The sequence below is a fragment of the Pseudoduganella plicata genome, assembly GCF_004421005.1.
GTDB classification, from domain to species: Bacteria; Pseudomonadota; Gammaproteobacteria; order Burkholderiales; family Burkholderiaceae_D; genus Rugamonas; species Rugamonas plicata.
Genome location: NZ_CP038026.1, coordinates 1,324,258 through 1,341,455, shown reverse-complemented (window position 1 = coordinate 1,341,455; position 17,198 = coordinate 1,324,258). Strand labels below are relative to the sequence as shown.

The following is a 17,198-nucleotide window of genomic DNA, read 5'->3' as shown; positions in this document are numbered from 1 at the left end:
ACGGGAGGCAGTCAAGTCCAGCACCCCTCGGGAAGGGCTTAGTTTACCAATATTGACGTGAAAACCGGAAACAATTTCCTAGCATAACGCAGCACCCGGCGGTCCGGGCGTACGGTTGGTTGCTGCCGGGTGGTGGTTGTCGGTAATGGAACGCGGGTGCCTCCCCGCGCTGCCCGGCCGCGTGGGAGGCACGAGTCCAATGCACGCACGCTACCTGAGCTGGTGGCGCAGGAACGTATAGGTCAATGCCCACATGCGCGCCTGCTGCTCGTTATTGGCCGCGCCGGCGTGGCCGCCTTCCAGGTTTTCCCAGTACAGCACGTCGTGGCCCTGTTCCTGCATCCTGGCCACCATCTTGCGGGCGTGGCCGGGGTGGACGCGGTCGTCGCGCGTGGAGGTGGTGAACAGTACGCGCGGATATTGCTTGCTGGCCGAGACGTTCTGATACGGCGAATAACGGCCGATGTACGCCCACTGGTCCGGATCGTCCGGATCGCCGTACTCGCCCATCCACGAGGCGCCCGCCAGCAGCTGGCTGTAGCGCCGCATGTCGAGCAGGGGCACCTGGCAGACGACGGCGCCGAACAGCTCGGGACGCTGCGTCAGCGCAGCGCCCACCAGCAGGCCGCCATTGCTGCCGCCCATGATGCCCAGGTGAGCGGGCGTGGTAATGCCGCGGCGGATCAGGTCCTCGGCCACCGCGATGAAGTCGTCGAACGCGCACTGGCGGTTTTCCTTCAACGCCGCCTGGTGCCAGCGGGGACCGAATTCGCCGCCGCCGCGGATATTGGCCAGCACATAGACGCCGCCTTCGCTCAGCCATGCCGCGCCCGTCACGCCGCTGTAGAAGGGTTTGAGCGACACCTCGAAGCCGCCATAGCCGTACAGCACCGTCGGGTTGCTGCCGTCGAGCTCCGTATCCCGCGCCATGACGACAAAGTAGGGCACGGCCGTGCCGTCGCGCGAGACGGCGTGGTGCTGTGCGACCGTCAGCCCGTGCGCGTCGAAGAAGCCCGGCAGCGACTTGATGACACTTCTTTCGTCATGCCCCGCCTCGGCCAGATACAGCGTGGTAGGGTGCAGGAAATCATTTACAGTAAGGAAATACTGGTCGGAGCCGATATCGTCCAGCGGCGCCACGTCCAGCGTGCCGAAGGCGGGCGTGGCGACTTCGCGGCGCTGCCACGCGCCGTCCACGTGGCGCAGCTCGACAAGGCGGTTGCGCACATTGTCCAGTTCGTTGAGCAGCAGCACCGAGCGGGTGGCGGACACGCCGTCAAGCGACGTCGTGTCGGTCGGCACGAACAGCACGTCGAAGCGGCGCTCGCCCTGCAGGAAGCGGCGCAGGTCGGCGGCCAGCAGGGCGCCCTGCGGGTAGGTCGTGCCGGCCACCGTCCAGGCCGAGCGCAGGTCGATGACCAGCTGATCGCGTACCGTATAGGCGTTCGCGTCCGCCGGCTTGTCGATTTTGGTCAGCGCCGCGCCGTCGCGCAGGAACAGTTCGCTCGTATAAAAGTCGATCTGCCGCGAGATGAACTGCCAGCTGTGGCCTGGCGTGAAATCCTTGTAGGCGCCCACGCCGAGGTCGTCGGCTTGCGCCTCGTACAGCGTGCGCGCGGCGTCCAGCGGCGTACCGCGGCGCCATTCCTTGACGATGCGCGGGTACCCGGACGACGTCAGCGAGCCCGGCCCGAAATCGGTCGAGACGAAAATGGTGTCCGCATCGATCCATGCGACGTCGCTTTTCGCCTCCGGCAGGTTGAAGCCATCGGTGACGAAGGCGCGGGACACCGTGTCGAACTCGCGTACGGCGGCCGCATCGCCGCCGCCGCGCGACAGCGAGATCAGGCAGCGCCTGCCTTCCGGGTACAGCGACGTGACACCATGCCAGACCCAGTTTTCGCCTTCGTCCGCGGCCAGCGCGTCGAGGTCGAGCACGGTTTCCCACTGCGGCGTCGCCTGCTGGTACTGCGCCAGCGTCGTACGGCGCCACAGCCCGCGCACGTGCCCGGCATCGCGCCAGAAGTTATAGAAAAACTCGCCGTGCTTGCGCACGTACGGAATACGCTCGTCCGAATCCAGGATGGCCTGCAGGCGGGCCCGCAGCGGCTCATGGTCCGGATGGCCCTGCAGCTCGTCCAGCGCCACGGTATTCTGCTGCCTGACCCAGGCCAGCGGACCGTCGCCTTCGACTTCCTCCAGCCAGAGATACGGATCGTCGGCGGCGTCGGCATTGCCGGCCGTGGCGTCCGGCATGTCGGCGGCGAGTTTGCGGTGGCGGTTCGGGCGTAAGCTCATCTGTATTCCAGTCGGTTCGGATCGCGTACTTTACACCAGCCGTGGGTGGCCGGCAGGGCGCTTGCCAGTCGTGCGGCATCGGACGCCCTGTCGGGCTCACAATAGTGCTTGGGCAATATTGTCAGCCCGTTTATATTTCACTGTCCTTATTGTCTATTCTGCGGAGAACGCATGCGCATCGCCACTTTCAACGTCAACGGTATCGGCAGCCGCCTGCCGGCCCTGCTGCAATGGCTGGAGGAAAAGCAGCCGGATGTGGCGTGCCTGCAGGAACTGAAGGCCCCGCAGGAGAAATTTCCGCTGGAGGCGATCAACGCCGCCGGTTACCACGCCATCTGGCACGGCCAGAAAAGCTGGAACGGCGTGGCCATCCTGTCGCGCATGCCGCCGCAGGAAATCGGACGGGGCCTGCCGGGCGATCCGGACGACGAGCAGAGCCGGTACATCGAGGCTGTCGTGGGGGACGTCGTGATTGCCTGCCTGTACCTGCCCAACGGCAATCCGGCGCCTGGACCGAAATTCGACTACAAGCTGAAATGGTTCGAACGGCTGATCCGGCGCGGCGAGCAGTTGCTGGCAACGGGTGCGAAAGTCGTGCTGGCCGGCGACTTCAATGTGATGCCGACGGAACTGGACGTGTACAAGCCGGAGCGCTGGGGCGACGATGCGCTGTTCCGGCCGGAAACGCGAGAGGCGTTCCACCGCCTCGTGGCACAGGGTTGGACGGATTCGCTGCGCACGATGCATCCGGGCGAGAAAATCTATACATTCTGGGATTATTTCCGCAACGCCTACGGCCGCGACGCCGGCCTGCGCATCGACCATTTGCTGCTCAGCCCAGCGCTGGCCCCGGCGCTGAAGGCGGCGGGGGTGGACCGCGACGTGCGCGGACGCGAGAAGCCCAGCGATCATGCGCCGACGTGGATCGAGCTGGATCCGGCTGCCGCCAGGGGCGCCCACGCCGGCACCGTCCCGGCTGCGTCGACTGCCGTATCGGGCAGGGCGGCAGGCAAGAGCGCCGGCAAGGCGGAGAATAAAGTTGTGGACAAGGCGGCGAAGGCGGTTAAGGCCGACGCCAGTCCGGACCTCGCCGCGGCGGTTGCTGTTGCCGGGTCCGGCTCGGACGCGGCCCCGGCGCCAGCGCCCGCCCGCACTGGCACGCGCAAGACACCGCCCGCCAAAGCGCCTGCGGCCAGGAAGACCCGCACAAAGGCGCGCGCGGAGGGTACGCCGGCGGCGAACGCGCCTGCCGCACAGGCGGACGCAGCGCAGACGTCCGCCGGCGGCACGCCACCCGCGAAAGCGGCGGCCAAGCGCAAGTCGAAGGCGACGCCCGAGTCTGCCGCGCCGGCCGGCCCCGCTGCGGGCGTCAAGCCGGCCCGGAAGACGGCTGCGCGCGCGAAGGCCGGATAAGCCGTGGCGACGCCGGCACGTTTCGTTGCACGGGAACTCTTGCCGGATGGCGTATCCGTTCAATCGAACACTGTCTCCCCGAGCCAGCGCGGCAGTTCGGGCAAGGCATGTTGCGCGACGGCCCTGTTGGCGAACCCCAGCTTGCGCGCCAACGCCGGCAGCGCGCGGCAATAGACGGCCTGGATACCGGCCAGGCGGGCCAGTTGCCGGTACTCCACCACCATACTGTCGGGTACTTGGGCAAGTATGCGCGCCACCCGGTCGCGCCAGTCGTCCGGCCACGGTGCCAGCGTGGTAGCGAGACGGCGCACGCTGTCGCCTTCATGCACGGCGCCACCGCGCAGCACGCGCGCGAGCACGCCGCGTTCCCGGCCGATCGCCCGGGCCAGCCCGGGGCTGCGCGCGTCCAGATAGCCGCACGCCTCGCAATGAAACATCAGTTGGACAATGACGGAGGCGCCCAGTTGCAACAATGTGCCGGATGCCAGCGTGGCCGTATCCACGTCCAGCAGGATGTTCTCGCGCATCGTGCCGGGCGCCAGGTCATGGCGGCGGTACGCCGGCGCCCCGGCAAGCAGCACCTGCCGCGGCGACAGCGCATCCGCATGCATATCGCTGTCGAGCCCGGCGCCGGCGACGGCATGCGCGACAGCCACGGCATGCGGCGCCGCCGACGGGTCGCGGCGGACAGTCAGCGCCAGGATCGGCCCTAGCGCGTCCGGCGTGCCGTGGCCGCCGCCGGGAGATCGTTGCGTCCGGTCTGGCGGCTGGGCCATCGTGCGGTGGCATTCAGGCAGCGGGTGGTCGTCAAGCGGCTTCATGAGAAATTCCTGGATCGGGGCGCAAGTGTAGCAGCGGGTGGCGGCACGGCGCCGGACAACGGTAAACATTGCAAACATCATGATCGCCAGTAATGTGTTCTTCATGATGGCCGGCGTGCTTTATCGTTTGATACGACAGTGGTAGAAATGTTCCGTTCGCCGGCACCGCTGTTGGGAATGCTGGTGGCCTGGAGCGTTTCGGGGTATCCTGCTGTAGTGCAACAAGTTCTAAAAGAGAAGTAATGGAACCTACCGGCGAACACAGAACCGCATGGATCCCGGCGCGTGCGCTGCAGTGGGGCGTCGGCCTGGCGCTGGCGACGGCGGTCGGGTTGTCCTGTTATGCGTTTGCGGACCGCAGCGTCGAGGAAGATGCCCGCCAGCGCTTCGACAGCGCCACCCGCGCCACCCAGTACAGCATCTCGGCCCGCGTCAAGGCTTATTCCGATCTCGTGCGCGGCCTCGTGGCGCTGTTCCAGACCAGCGACGACCTGTCGCGCCTGCAGTTCAACCAATATGTGAACAGCCTGGGTCTGGCGCAGCACTTTCCCGCCATCGAGGCCATCACGTACGCGCCGCAGGTCACGGATGCACAGCGCGATGCATTCGTGGCCGCGGTGCGCGCCGATACCAGCGTCGATCCGGCCGGTTATCCCCGTTTCGAGATCCGTCCACCCGGCCGTCGCGCGCTGTATGCACCGCTGACGTGGATGGAGCCGCGCGGTACCCTGCAAGCCAAGTTCCTTGGCGTCGACCTGATGGGTACACCTGCCGTGGAGCGGGCCATGGCGCTGTCGCGCGACACGGGCGAAATCAGCGCATCGGGCAATCCCATCCGGGTACAGACGCCCACGCCCCACATCGCGCTGGGCATGCGGCTGCCCGTCTACCGGCGCGGCGCCAGCGTGGTCGACGTCCCCAGCCGCCGCGCTGCCTATCTCGGCTCGGTGGGCATCGGCTTTTCCGTGGCGGCGCTGGTGCAGGGCGCCATCGACGAGATGGCGGACCGGAAGATCCACATGATTCTCTACACCGATGGCGCCACGCCGCCCGAACAACGCCGGCTCGAGATCGAGTCCGACGACCGCCTGCTGTACAACGACAACGGCTCGCTGGAAGCCCCGCCGGCCCTGACGGGCGACATGGACGATTATTTCGTCACCGTGCTGCCGATCGACTTCAACGGCAGCCTGTGGAAGGCCCAGTTCAACGCGCGCAAGAGCGATATCGTCGGCGGCTTCGACCGGGCGCTGCCGCGTGTGGCGCTGGCCACCGGCTTTATCGGCACGCTGCTGATCTATGGCTATGTGTTCATGCTGACGGCGCAGCGGCGCAAGGCACAGGCGCAGCGCCGCCTGCTGGACAGCGTGCTCGATAACGTCGACGCGCATGTCTACATGAAGGACGCCGAACGGCGCTATGTCTACGTCAATGCGCGCATGGCCGAGGTGATGGGGCGCGCGGCCGACGCGATCGTGGGCCGCGTCGACCGCGATCTCGTGCCGGCGGCCGAAGCCGACCTGGCCTGGCAGGAAGACCGACAGGTGCTGGCCGACGGCATCAAGCGCTCCGGCGAGGGGAAGTACAAGGATGCGGACGGCACCACGCATCACCTGTGGACCGTCAAGGCGCCGGTGGAACTGGATACGGGCCGTGCCGTCATCGCGCTGTCCACCGACGTCACCCAGCTGCACCGCCTGAAGGAGGAAGCGCAGGCCGCCAGCGAGGCGAAGAGCGCCTTCCTGTCGAACATGAGCCATGAAATCCGCACGCCAATGAACAGCGTGATCGGCATGGCGCACCTGGCACTGAAATCCGTTACCGATCCGCGCCAGCGCGACTACCTGCAGAAGATCTACCACTCCGGCCAGCACCTGCTGGGGATCATCAACCACGTCCTCGATTTTTCCAAGATCGAGGCGGGCCGGCTGGAACTGGAAATGCTGGATTTCCGGCTCGACGCGCTGCTGGCCAACGTGGCCAGCCAGCTGGGCGAGGAAGCGGCGCGGCGCCGGCTGGAGCTGGTGTTCGAGACGTGGCCGGGCCTGCCGGCGCAGCTGCGCGGCGATCCGCTGCGGCTGGAGCAGGTGCTGCTGAACTTCACCAGCAACGCCATCAAGTTTTCCGAGAACGGGCGCATCTTCATCCGCGCCCGCGCCGAGGAAACGCGCGACGCCTCGATCCTGGTGCGCTTCGAAGTGCAGGACCGCGGTATCGGCATGACGGCCGAGCAGGTCGGAAAACTGTTCCAGTCGTTCCATCAGGCCGACGCGTCCACCACGCGCCGCTACGGCGGTACCGGGCTGGGTCTCGTCATCAGCAAGCAGCTGGCAGAGCTGATGGGAGGCGCGGTCGGTGTCGAAAGCGCGCCTGGCGTCGGCAGCACGTTCTGGTTCACGGCACGGCTGCAGCAGGGTGCCGGGCTGGCGCCGCCGCCTGCGCCCGTGCTGGAAGACGAGACACTGGCGCCGATCCGCGGTGCCAGCATCCTGCTGGTCGAGGACAATGTCTTCAGCCAGCAGGTGGGCCAGGAGCTGCTCGAGGATGCCGGCGCCACCGTGGTGGTGGCCAACAACGGCAAGGAAGCGCTCGACCTGCTGCTGAAGGGGCATTTCGACTGCGTGCTGATGGACGTGCAGATGCCCGTCATGGACGGCTACGAGGCCACGCGCCAGATCCGCGCCCATCCGCGCCTGTCCGGCACGCCCGTGATCGCGATGACGGCCAACGCCGGCCGCGAGGACGAGGCGCGCTGTCTGGCCGCGGGCATGGACGAATTCGTCACGAAGCCGATCGCGCCAGGCGTGCTGTTTGCCGTGCTGTCGAAGTGGATGAGCCAGCGGGCGGCGCACGCGCGCACGCCGCAGGTGCGCAGCACCAGAGTGACCGTGCCCGCCGCGCCGGTGCCGCAGTCCGATCCCGCCCCGGCGCTGCCGCCGGCGGCCGCCGCGGCGATGCTGTTCGACGTGACGGCGCTGGGCCAGACGTTCGGCAACAAGCCGGAAAAGATGCGCAAGTACGCGCTGATGTTCCTCGACTCGGCGCGCGAAGGCATGGATGAAGTGGACGAAGCCCTGGCGCAGGGCGACATGGTCAGGCTGGCGGAACTGGGCCACCGCATCAAGTCGTCGGCGCGGGCCGTCGGGGCCTGCAGCTTCGCCGAGTTGTGCCTGGCGCTGGAGCGGCTGCGCAAGGGCGGCCAGATCGACGAGGCGCGCGCCATTGTCGTTCACATGCGCCCGCTGCTGGAGCAGCTGGCGGCGCACCTCGGCGAGGAACTGGAAGCGCACCTGCCCGGCGCCGCCCGCTAGCGCCGCCGCTCCGGCGCAAGTAGGCGATAATAGCGCCTCATGACGCTGTCCCCGCTTCCATCCGAATGACCGCTCCCGAATGACCAGTCCCATCTCCCCCGGCTTGTTGATCCTGCACGGCAACCAGCTCGAACAGCTGCGCGCCGCCGTGTTCGGGTGGCTGCGCGGGCATCCGCTCGATCCGCTGGAGACGGACATCCTGCTGGTGCAGTCGAACGGCGTGGCCGAATGGCTCAAGATCGCGCTGGCCGAGGAGATGGGCGTGTGTGCCGCCACGCGCGTGGCGCTGCCGGCGCGCTTCCTGTGGCAGGCCTACCGCGCGATGCTGGGGCGCGAGCGCGTGCCGCGCGTCTCCGCATTCGACAAGGGACCGCTGACGTGGCGCCTGATGCTCCTGCTGCCTGCGCTGCTGGCCGACGAGACGTTCGCACCGCTGCGGCATTTCCTGGCCGACGGCGATCCGGACCGGCGCCTGCAACTGGCCGAGCGGCTGTCCGACCTGTTCGACCAGTACCAGGTATACCGCGCCGACTGGCTGGCCGACTGGGCCGCCGGGCGTGACCTGATGCGCTGCCCGCGCGGCATCGAGTATCCGCTGCCGGAGGGCCAGCGCTGGCAGGCGGCGCTGTGGCGCGCCATCGTGGCCAGCGTGCCGGAAGAGGAGCGGGCGCTGGGCCGTGCCAGCGTGCACACGGCGTTCGTGCGGGCGGTGGAAAGCGGCGCGCAGCCGGTGGCAGCGCTGCCGCGCCGTGTGGTGCTGTTCGGCGTCTCCGCGCTGCCGTACCAGACCTTGCAGGCGCTGGCATCGCTGGCGCGCTTCACGCAGGTGATTGTCGCCGTGCCCAATCCGTGCCGCTACTACTGGGGCGATATCATCGACGGGCGCGACCTGCTGCGCGCCGCGCGCCGCCGCCAGCAGCCGCGCAACGGCATCGACCTGGCGGCCGTGCCGCTGGAGGAGCTGCATGCGCACAGCCATCCGCTGCTGGCCAGCTGGGGCAGGCAGGGGCGCGACTACATCCGCATGCTGGACGAATTCGACGAGGCGTCGGCCGCGGCCGGCGACGGCGATCACCTGCGCGTGGACCTGTTCAGCGACGACGAGGGCGACACCTTGCTGCGCCAGTTGCAGGGCGCCGTGCGCGACCTGCTGCCGCTGGCCGAGCATCGTTTCCCGACGCCCGATGCGGCGGACCGCTCGATCGTCTTCCACATCGCCCACAGCGTGCAGCGCGAGGTGGAGGTGCTGCACGACCAGCTGCTGGCGATGTTCGCAACGGACGGGACGCTGCGCCCGCGCGACGTGGTCGTGATGGTGCCCGATATCGACGTCTTCACGGCCGCCATCCACGCCGTCTTCGGCCAGTACCGGCGCGGCGACGCGCGCCATATCCCGTTCGAGATCGGCGACGTCAACGACCGCAGCGTCAATCCGCTGCTGGTGGCGCTGGAATGGCTGCTGCGCCTGCCGCAGCAGCGTTGCCGCCAGAGCGAGGTGCGCGACCTGCTGGACGTGCCGGCCGTGGCGCAGCGCTTCGGCCTGGCACCAGGCGACCTGCCGATCCTGGGCCAGTGGATCGAGGGATCGGGCGTGCGCTGGGGCCTGGACCGGCGCCACCGCGAAGGCCTCGGCCTGGGCCCGGCCGGCGAGCAGAACGCATGGATCTTCGGCATCCGCCGCATGCTGCTCGGTTACGCCAGCGGCACGGGCGCGGCGTTCGGCGACATCGAGCCGTATGGCGAAGTGGGCGGGCTCGATGCGGCGCTGGCCGGTTCGCTGGCGCAGCTGGTGGAAAGCCTGCTGGCCTGGCGCGCCGCGCTGGCGCAGGCGCGCACGCCAGGCGAATGGGGCGCCCAGGCGCGCGCGCTGCTGGCGGCATTCTTCGATGCGCGCGAGGAATCCGACCGCCTGACCCTGAATCAGCTGAACGACACGCTCAACGCGTGGCTGGAGACGTGCGAAGGCGCCGGCTTCGACGAGGAGGTGCCCCTGTCCGTGCTGCGCGAAGCGTGGCTGGGCGCCCTGGGCGAGCCGTCGCTGGAGCACCAGTTCGTCTCCGGCGGCGTCACGTTCTGCACCCTGATGCCGATGCGCGCCGTGCCGTTCCGCGCGGTCTGCCTGCTGGGCATGAACGACGGCGACTTCCCGCGCCGCGCCAGCCGGCTCGATTTCGACCTGCTGGCGCTGCCCGGCATGAGCCGCCCGGGCGACCGCTCGCGCCGCGACGACGACCGCTACCTGATGCTCGAGGCGGTGCTGGCCGCCCGCGACACGCTGTACGTCAGCTGGTGCGGCCGCAACGTGCGCGACAACAGCGAGCAGCCGCCCTCGGTACTGGTGGCGCAGCTGATGGACTACCTGCGCGCGGGCTGGCACCTGCCGGACCTGAGCGAGCGCACCACCGAGCACGCGCTGCAGCCGTTCTCGCGGCGCTATTTCGAACAGGGCGGGCTGCTGACGTATGCCGGCGAATGGCGCGCGGCGCACGGCGGGGCGACGGTGCCGGAGCGGATCGAACTGCCGCCGTTCGAGATCGACGAGCGCTTCCGCCTGAAGCTGTCGATGCTCGCTGCGTTCCTGCGCCAGCCGGTCAGATATTTCTTCCGCCAGCGTCTCGGCGTCATATTCGGCGAATCGGCCCTGGTAGGCGAGGACGAAGAGCCGTTCACGCTCGATGGCCTGCAGCGCTACGGCCTGGAGGACGCGCTGCTGCAGGACGCGGGCGACGAGGATGACGACGAATCGAAAGCGCTGGCCAGCCTGACGGTGCGCGCGCAGCGCCTGCAGCGCGAAGGCGTGCTGCCCATCGGCCTGATCGGCGACCGCGTGCGCGACACGCTGGTGGCATCACTGCTGCCCGTGCGCCAGGCCTGGCTGCGCCTGCGCACGCGCTATCCGCACCCGGCCCACAAATTGCCGGTCGGCCTGACGCCCGAAGGCATCGTGCTGGAGGACTGGATCGACGGGCTGCGCAGCGACGGCAGCGCCACCGTCTGGCTGATGCAGATGTCGTCGAAAGCGCTCGACAAGGCGGGCCAGCCGCGCGGCGACAAACTGATCGGCATGTGGCTGCGCCAGCTGGCCGCCAGCGCGCAGGGCGCCACGCTCACGGGCCTGCTGGTGGCGCGCGATGCGGTGGTGACGATGCCGCCGCTGGCGCAGCCGGACGCGCTCGCCGTGCTGGGGCGCGTCGTGGCGCTGTGGCGCGCCAATATGGACGGACCGCTGCCAACGGCCTGCAAGACGGCGCTGGCACTGGTGACCGGGGGCGATGCGCGCAGTACCTATGACGGCGGCTTCGAGGTGAACGGGGAAGTGGCCGATGAATCGCTGGCGCGGCTGTGGCCCGACTACGCGGCGCTGGCGGCCGAAACCGAACATGCGCGCGTGGCGCAGGCGCTGTATGGCCCGCTGGCGGACTGGCTGAAGAGCCACGTGTCGGTGCAGCCCATCGAAGGAGAGGGCGCATGAGCGGACGCGAACCGGGCACGCCTCTGCTGGACCCGTTGACGTTCCCGCTGCACGGCTCGCGCCTGATCGAGGCCAGTGCCGGCACGGGCAAGACGTGGACGATCGCGGCGCTGTACGTGCGCCTGGTGCTGGGGCATGGCGGCGCTGACGCTTTTGCCCGTCCTCTGCTGCCGGCCGACATCCTCGTCATGACGTTCACCCGCGCGGCCACGCGCGAACTGGCCAACCGCGTGCGCGAACGGCTGGTGGAGGCGGCGGCGTACTTCCGCGGCCAGTCCGACATCGCAGACGGCTACATGGACGCGCTGCTGGAATCGTACCCGGACGACAGCGCGCGCCAGCAGGCCGCGCACCGGTTGATGCTGGCGGCGGAAACGATGGACGAAGCGGCCATCTTCACGATCGACTCGTGGTGCCAGCGCATGCTGCGCGAGCACGCTTTCGACAGCGGCAGCCTGTTCGACGAGGAACTGGTCAGCGACGAGGCGGCGCTGTTCGAGGATGCCGCGCACGACTACTGGCGCCAGCAGGTCTACCCGCTGCGCGATCCGGCGCTGGCAGCGCTGCTGGCGTGCTGGCCGGACGTGGGGCGCCTCAAGCGCAGCCTGCGCGACCTGGTGAAAAAGGCGGACGGCGGCTGGCATCGCGATGGCGAGGGCCAACCGGTCGCGCTGGGCACGATGATCGGCGCCGCGCTGCGCGAACAGCACGAGCGTCTGACGGCATTGAAATCGGGCTGGATCGAGCGCATCGAAGCGATGGAGCTGTGGCTTGAGCGGCAGAAGGACGCGGGCCAGCTGGACGGCAAGAAGATCCAGATGAAGTGGCTGGCCGGCTGGTTCGGCAGCCTGCGCGTGTGGGTCTCCGAGCCGGACCGGATCGACCCGGGCATGTCCGACAAGGGCTGGCACCGGCTCTCGCCCGATGGCATCGCCGAAGCGTACAAGGGCACGGAGATTCCCGAGGAGTTCGAGGCGCTGGCGCAGCTGCAGCGGGACCTAGCGGCGTTCGAGCCGCTGTCGCATAAACTGTATCGCCATGCGGCCGCCGTTATCGCCGCACGCATGGAAGAACTGAAACGGCGCAACCGCCAGTTCGGCTTTGCCGACATGCTGCTGCGCCTGCAGCATGCGCTGGAGGGCGAAAACGGCGCCGCGCTGCGCGAGCGCATCACGCAGCAGTATCCGGTGGCGCTGGTGGACGAATTCCAGGACACGGCGCCAGGCCAGTACCGCATCTTCGACCTCCTGTACCGCGTGGCCGCCAACGATCCGGCGCTGGGGCTGTTCCTGATCGGCGACCCGAAGCAGTCGATCTACGGGTTTCGCGGCGCCGACATCCACAGCTACCTGGCGGCACGGCGCGCCACGGCCGGGCGCCACTTCCAGCTGGGGACGAACTACCGCTCCACCCGCGAGGTGGTGGAAGCCGTCAACCGCATCTTCCTGCATGCCGAACGGCTGGCCGGCGGCACCGGTTTCGACCGGGGCGCGTTCCGCTTCCGTTCCGGCGCCATCAACCCGCTGCCGTTCGATCCCGTCGATGCGAAGGGGCGCAGCGAGCGCCTGGTCGGCGTGGAAGGGCAGTTGCAGGCGCTGACGGTGTCCTGTGCCGATACGGCCGACCTGGGCGCGGAGGCCTACCGCGACTTCTTCGCGCATCACTGCGCCGAGCATATCGTCGCGCTGCTGAACCATCCCGGCACGGGCTTTGACGGGCCGGAGGGCTTCCGCCGGCTCGAGCCGGCCGATATCGCCATCCTCGTGCGCGACAGGAAGGAAGCAAGAGCGATCCGGCTGGCGTTGCAGCGCCGGCGCGTGCCCAGCGTCTACCTGTCCGACAAGGACTCGGTGCTGGACAGCGACGAGGCGCGCGACGTGCTGCGCTGGCTCACCGCCCTGGCCAATCCGCTGGACGGCACCCTGGCGCGGGCTGCGTTCGCCACGCGCACGGCCAACCTGTCGCTGGCCGAACTGGCGCGGCTATCAAGCGACGAACTGGCGTGGGAGGCGCGCACCGAGCAGTTGAAGGCGCTGCACACGATCTGGCAGCGCCAGGGCGTGCTGGCGATGCTGCGCCGCTTCATCCACGATCTTGGCCTGCCCGGGACGCTGCTGGCGCAGCCGGGCGGCGAGCGCCGCCTTACGAACCTGCTGCATCTGGCCGAACTGCTGCAGTCGGCCAGCCGCCAGCTCGATGGCGAGCAGGCCCTGATCCGCTGGATGGCAGAACAGGTCGAAGGGGAGGGCGACAACAGTGACGAACAGGTCCTCAGGCTCGAATCGGACGCGGAGCTGGTCAAGGTCGTCACGGTGCACAAATCGAAGGGCCTGGAATACCCGCTGGTCTACCTGCCGTTTGCCGTCACCGCGCGCAAGGTGGACCGGCGCAACCGCAGCTTCTTCGAGTACACGGATGCCGACGGCGTGCGCCGCATCGACATGGCGCTGTCCGACGATGCCCATGCGGCCGTGGAGGCGGCCCGCATCGAAGAGGAACTGCGCCTGCTGTACGTGGCGCTGACGCGGGCACGCCACTTCCTGTGGCTCGGCGTGGCCGCGTTGCCGGCCAAGGCCAAGGGCGCCAACCTGCTGCACGAATCGGCGCTGGGCTACCTGCTGACGGGCGGGCAGCCGCTGCCGGCCGAGGCGCTGCACGAGCGCTGGCACCACCTGCGCGGCGACTGCGCCGGCATCGGCATCGCCGCGGCCGGCGCGCCGGAAGGGGTGACGTTGCTGGCGAGGGTCGAGCACAAGGCGCCTTTGATCGAAGCGCAGCCGTTCGCGGCGCAGTTCGAGCGCGACTGGTCGGTGGGCAGCTTCACGTCGCTGACGCGCGGCGTGCAGGGCAGCGTAGAAGCACCGGCCGCGCCGCCGGTTCCCCGCGATGCGCTGGAGGCCACGCTGCTGGAAGGCGAGGACGTTACCGCGCCGCCGGCCGCGGTGCAGGAAGCGCCGTGGCACCGCTTCCCGCGCGGCTCCGTGCCGGGCAACTTCCTGCACGAGCAGCTCGAATGGCTGGCGCAGGAGGGTTTCGACGCCATCCACGATGCCACGTTCGACGCGCGCATCGGCCGCCGCATCGAGCGTGCCGGCTGGGGCCACCGGCTGGAGGACACGATTGCCTGGCTGCGCGCGCTTGTGACGACACCGTTGCCCCCGCTGGGCGCGGCATTGCAGGACATCGGCGCGCTGCTGCCGGAAATGGAGTTCTGGTTCCCCAGCGAGCACCTGGCGACGGGCGCGCTGGACATGCTGTGCCGCCGCCATCTGCTGGACAACATCGCCCGGCCGCCGCTGCCGCAGCGCGCGCTGCACGGCATGCTGAAGGGCTTTTCCGACCTGGTGTTCGAACATGAGGGCCGCTACTGGGTGCTCGATTACAAATCGAATGCACTGGGCGCCGGCGACGGCGCCTATCACACGGGCGCACTGGCGCACGGGATGGCCGAACACCGCTACGACGTGCAGGGCGCGATCTACCTGCTGGCGCTGCACCGGCTCTTGCAAAGCCGCCTGGGCGACGATTACGATCCGGCGCAGTCGCTGGGCGGCGCCGTGTTTTACTTCCTGCGCGGGATCGGCAATCCCGTCACGCGCGGCTGCTACCTGATCGCGCCCGACGCGGCACTGCTGGACGATCTGGACGCGCTGCTGCGCCAGGCGGCGCCGGCACCACTGGAAGACGACGAATGAAACGAGGCGCCCCAGACCTGGCGCTCGATGCCGAGCGCATCGAAGTGACGCTGTCCGTGCTGGACGGCCTGACGGAAAGCGGCAAGCTGCGCCGCCTGGCCGGGGCGTTTGCCCGCTTTGTCGGCACGCTGGGCCACGCGCCCGCGCCGCTGCTGGTGGCCAGCGCGCTGCTGTCCGAGCTGGAGGGGCGGGGCCACAGCTGCCTGGTGCTGGCGGACCTGGCGCATGACCCGTCGGCGCAGCTGGGGTGGCTCGATGGCGAATGGGCGGCGCTGAAGACGGCAGCCGGGCCGCTGCCGAAGAACGCAGCCGGCTGGCGCAACCTGCTGCAGGCTTGCGAGCAGGTCTGGCCCGTGGGCGACCTCGATTTCAACCAGCCGCTGGTGCTCGATGGCGAACGCCTGTACCTGCGCCGCTACTGGCGCGACGAAACCATGGTGGCGGCAACCGTGCGCCGCCGTGCCGAGGCGGCGCGCGGCATCGACGCGGATGTCGTACGGGGCTGGCTGGACCGGCTGTTCGAGCCGCCCGCCGACGCGCGTGCGGCGGCCGGCCCGGACTGGCAGAAGATCGCCTGTGCCGTGGCGTTGCGCAGCGACCTGGCCGTCATCACGGGCGGACCGGGCACCGGCAAGACGTACACGGTGGCGCGCCTGCTGGCACTGCTGTTCGCCATGGCGGGCGAGGGTGCGGCCGGCCTGCGCATCGCGCTGGCGGCGCCGACGGGCAAGGCGGCCGCCCGGCTGAAGCAGTCGATCGACACTGCGCTGGACGAGCTGGCGGAAAAGCTGGGCGAGACGCTGCCGCTGCGCGAGCTGGCGGCGCGCATGGGCGCCGCGCGCACCTTGCACAGCCTCCTCGGCGCACGTCCCGATACGCGCAGTTTCGCTTACCACGCCGGCAATCCGCTTGATGTCGACGTGCTGATCGTCGACGAGGCGTCGATGGTGCACCTGGAGATGATGGCCTCCTTGCTGGCCGCGTTGCCGCCGCATGCGCGCCTGATCCTGCTGGGCGACAAGGACCAGCTGGCCTCCGTGGAAGCGGGTGCCGTGCTGGGCGACCTGTGCGCCGAGGCGGAAGACGGCAACTACGCTGAAGGCACCGTGGACTACGTGCGCGCGGCAACCGGCGAGGAGATTCCCGAGCACTACCGCACGCGCGACGGCGGCGCGCTGGCGCAAAGCATCGTGATGCTGCGCCAGAGCCGCCGTTTCGGCGGGCCGATCGGCGCGCTGGCGCTCGCCGTCAACCGCGGCGACGCGGACGAAGCACGCGCCGTGCTGCGCGCCGGCCCGGCCGAACACGGCGACCGCGTGCACTGGATCGAAGGCGCCCGTCCCGCCGACGTGCTGGCGCTGGCCATCGACGGCCGTCCCGGCGCGCCGCAAGGCTACCGCGATTACCTGACATTGGTGAAGGAAGGGCCGCTGGCCTGGGGCACGGACTACCAGGCCTGGGTACGCGCCGTGCTGCGCCGCTTCGAGGGGTTCCGGCTGCTGTGCGCCGTGCGTGCCGGCGAGTGGGGCGTGTCGGGGCTGAACGAAGCCATCGAGCAGCGCCTGGACAGCGCGCGCCTGATCCGGCGCCGTGGCGAGTGGTACGTCGGCCGTCCCGTGATGGTGACGCGCAACGACTATGCCACGGGCGTCTACAACGGCGACATTGGCCTGACCCTGCCGGACCCGCTGCGTCCCGGCTCGCTGCGCGTCTGGTTTGCCGACGGCGATGCGATTCGCAGCGTGCTGGCCACGCGCCTGCGCGACGTCGAAACGGCGTTCGCCATGACCGTGCACAAGTCGCAGGGCTCCGAGTTCACGCACACCGCGATGGTGCTGCCGCGCGAAGTCAACGCCGTACTGGCGCGCGAGCTGGTTTATACGGGCATCACGCGGGCCCGCGAGTTCTTCACGCTGGTGTCGCCCAACCCGGCCGTGCTGGGGCAGGCGATTGCCGAGCGCACGCAGCGTGCCAGTGGGCTGCGCGAGGCGCTGCTGCGATAAGTCCGGGCAGGGCGTCCGTCCCCACGGTGACCGGCTTCCCGGCAAACATCGTTGAAGACCGAAGCATCGGCATACCGTGGCGCATCCTTGCGTGCATCGGCCCCGCGGGGGATGCACTAAGAATGGCGGACCTGACCCAGTCCTGTCATGTGCCGGCCGGCCACGTCGCGAATGTCACGATGTCC

6 protein-coding genes and 1 pseudogene are annotated in these 17,198 nt (G+C 69.1%); 5 read left to right on the top strand and 2 right to left on the bottom strand.

Annotated elements, in window-relative coordinates; all coding sequences use genetic code 11:
• Window positions 1-210: 210 nt before the first annotated feature.
• Window positions 211-2,298, bottom strand: a complete 2,088-nt coding sequence (locus tag E1742_RS05790) for a prolyl oligopeptidase family serine peptidase (protein ID WP_134383965.1) — start codon at window positions 2,296-2,298, stop codon at window positions 211-213.
• 171 nt (window positions 2,299-2,469) lie between these two features.
• Here E1742_RS05790 and xth point away from each other — a divergent pair.
• A pseudogene (gene xth / locus E1742_RS05785) lies at window positions 2,470-3,237 on the top strand (exodeoxyribonuclease III); the annotation flags it as partial.
• A gap of 533 nt (window positions 3,238-3,770) precedes the next feature.
• Here xth and E1742_RS05780 read toward each other — a convergent pair.
• The gene (locus E1742_RS05780) at window positions 3,771-4,637 is read right to left on the bottom strand and encodes an MOSC domain-containing protein (RefSeq protein ID WP_229466552.1); all 867 of its coding nucleotides are present in this window, start codon (window positions 4,635-4,637) and stop codon (window positions 3,771-3,773) included.
• 137 nt (window positions 4,638-4,774) lie between these two features.
• Here E1742_RS05780 and E1742_RS05775 point away from each other — a divergent pair, with 137 nt between their 5' ends.
• From E1742_RS05775 to recD, 4 genes are all read left to right on the top strand, one after another.
• Window positions 4,775-7,843 (top strand): CHASE domain-containing hybrid sensor histidine kinase/response regulator family protein, encoded by a 3,069-nt coding sequence (locus tag E1742_RS05775; protein WP_134383964.1) that lies wholly within the window; start codon window positions 4,775-4,777, stop codon window positions 7,841-7,843.
• A 79-nt stretch (window positions 7,844-7,922) separates the two neighbouring features.
• Complete coding sequence (recC, locus tag E1742_RS05770) at window positions 7,923-11,315, top strand: exodeoxyribonuclease V subunit gamma (RefSeq protein WP_134383963.1); 3,393 nt, start codon at window positions 7,923-7,925, stop codon at window positions 11,313-11,315.
• Window positions 11,312-15,010, top strand: coding sequence for an exodeoxyribonuclease V subunit beta (gene recB / locus E1742_RS05765; RefSeq protein WP_134383962.1), 3,699 nt, complete (start codon window positions 11,312-11,314; stop codon window positions 15,008-15,010). The genes recC and recB overlap by 4 nt, the downstream gene beginning before the upstream one ends.
• The gene (gene recD, locus E1742_RS05760; RefSeq protein WP_134383961.1) at window positions 15,007-17,013 is read left to right on the top strand and encodes an exodeoxyribonuclease V subunit alpha; all 2,007 of its coding nucleotides are present in this window, start codon (window positions 15,007-15,009) and stop codon (window positions 17,011-17,013) included. Before recB ends, recD begins: the two co-directional genes overlap by 4 nt.
• Window positions 17,014-17,198: the final 185 nt, after the last annotated feature.

Excerpts from the sequence above, each read along its gene's own strand:
- E1742_RS05790 (WP_134383965.1), bottom strand. The coding sequence starts at position 2,298 with ATGAGCTTACGCCCGAACCGCCACCGCAAACTCGCCGCCGACATGCCG.
- E1742_RS05780 (WP_229466552.1), bottom strand. The coding sequence starts at position 4,637 with ATGAAGAACACATTACTGGCGATCATGATGTTTGCAATGTTTACCGTT.
- E1742_RS05775 (WP_134383964.1), top strand. The coding sequence starts at position 4,775 with ATGGAACCTACCGGCGAACACAGAACCGCATGGATCCCGGCGCGTGCG.
- recC (WP_134383963.1), top strand. The coding sequence starts at position 7,923 with ATGACCAGTCCCATCTCCCCCGGCTTGTTGATCCTGCACGGCAACCAG.
- recB (WP_134383962.1), top strand. The coding sequence starts at position 11,312 with ATGAGCGGACGCGAACCGGGCACGCCTCTGCTGGACCCGTTGACGTTC.
- recD (WP_134383961.1), top strand. The coding sequence starts at position 15,007 with ATGAAACGAGGCGCCCCAGACCTGGCGCTCGATGCCGAGCGCATCGAA.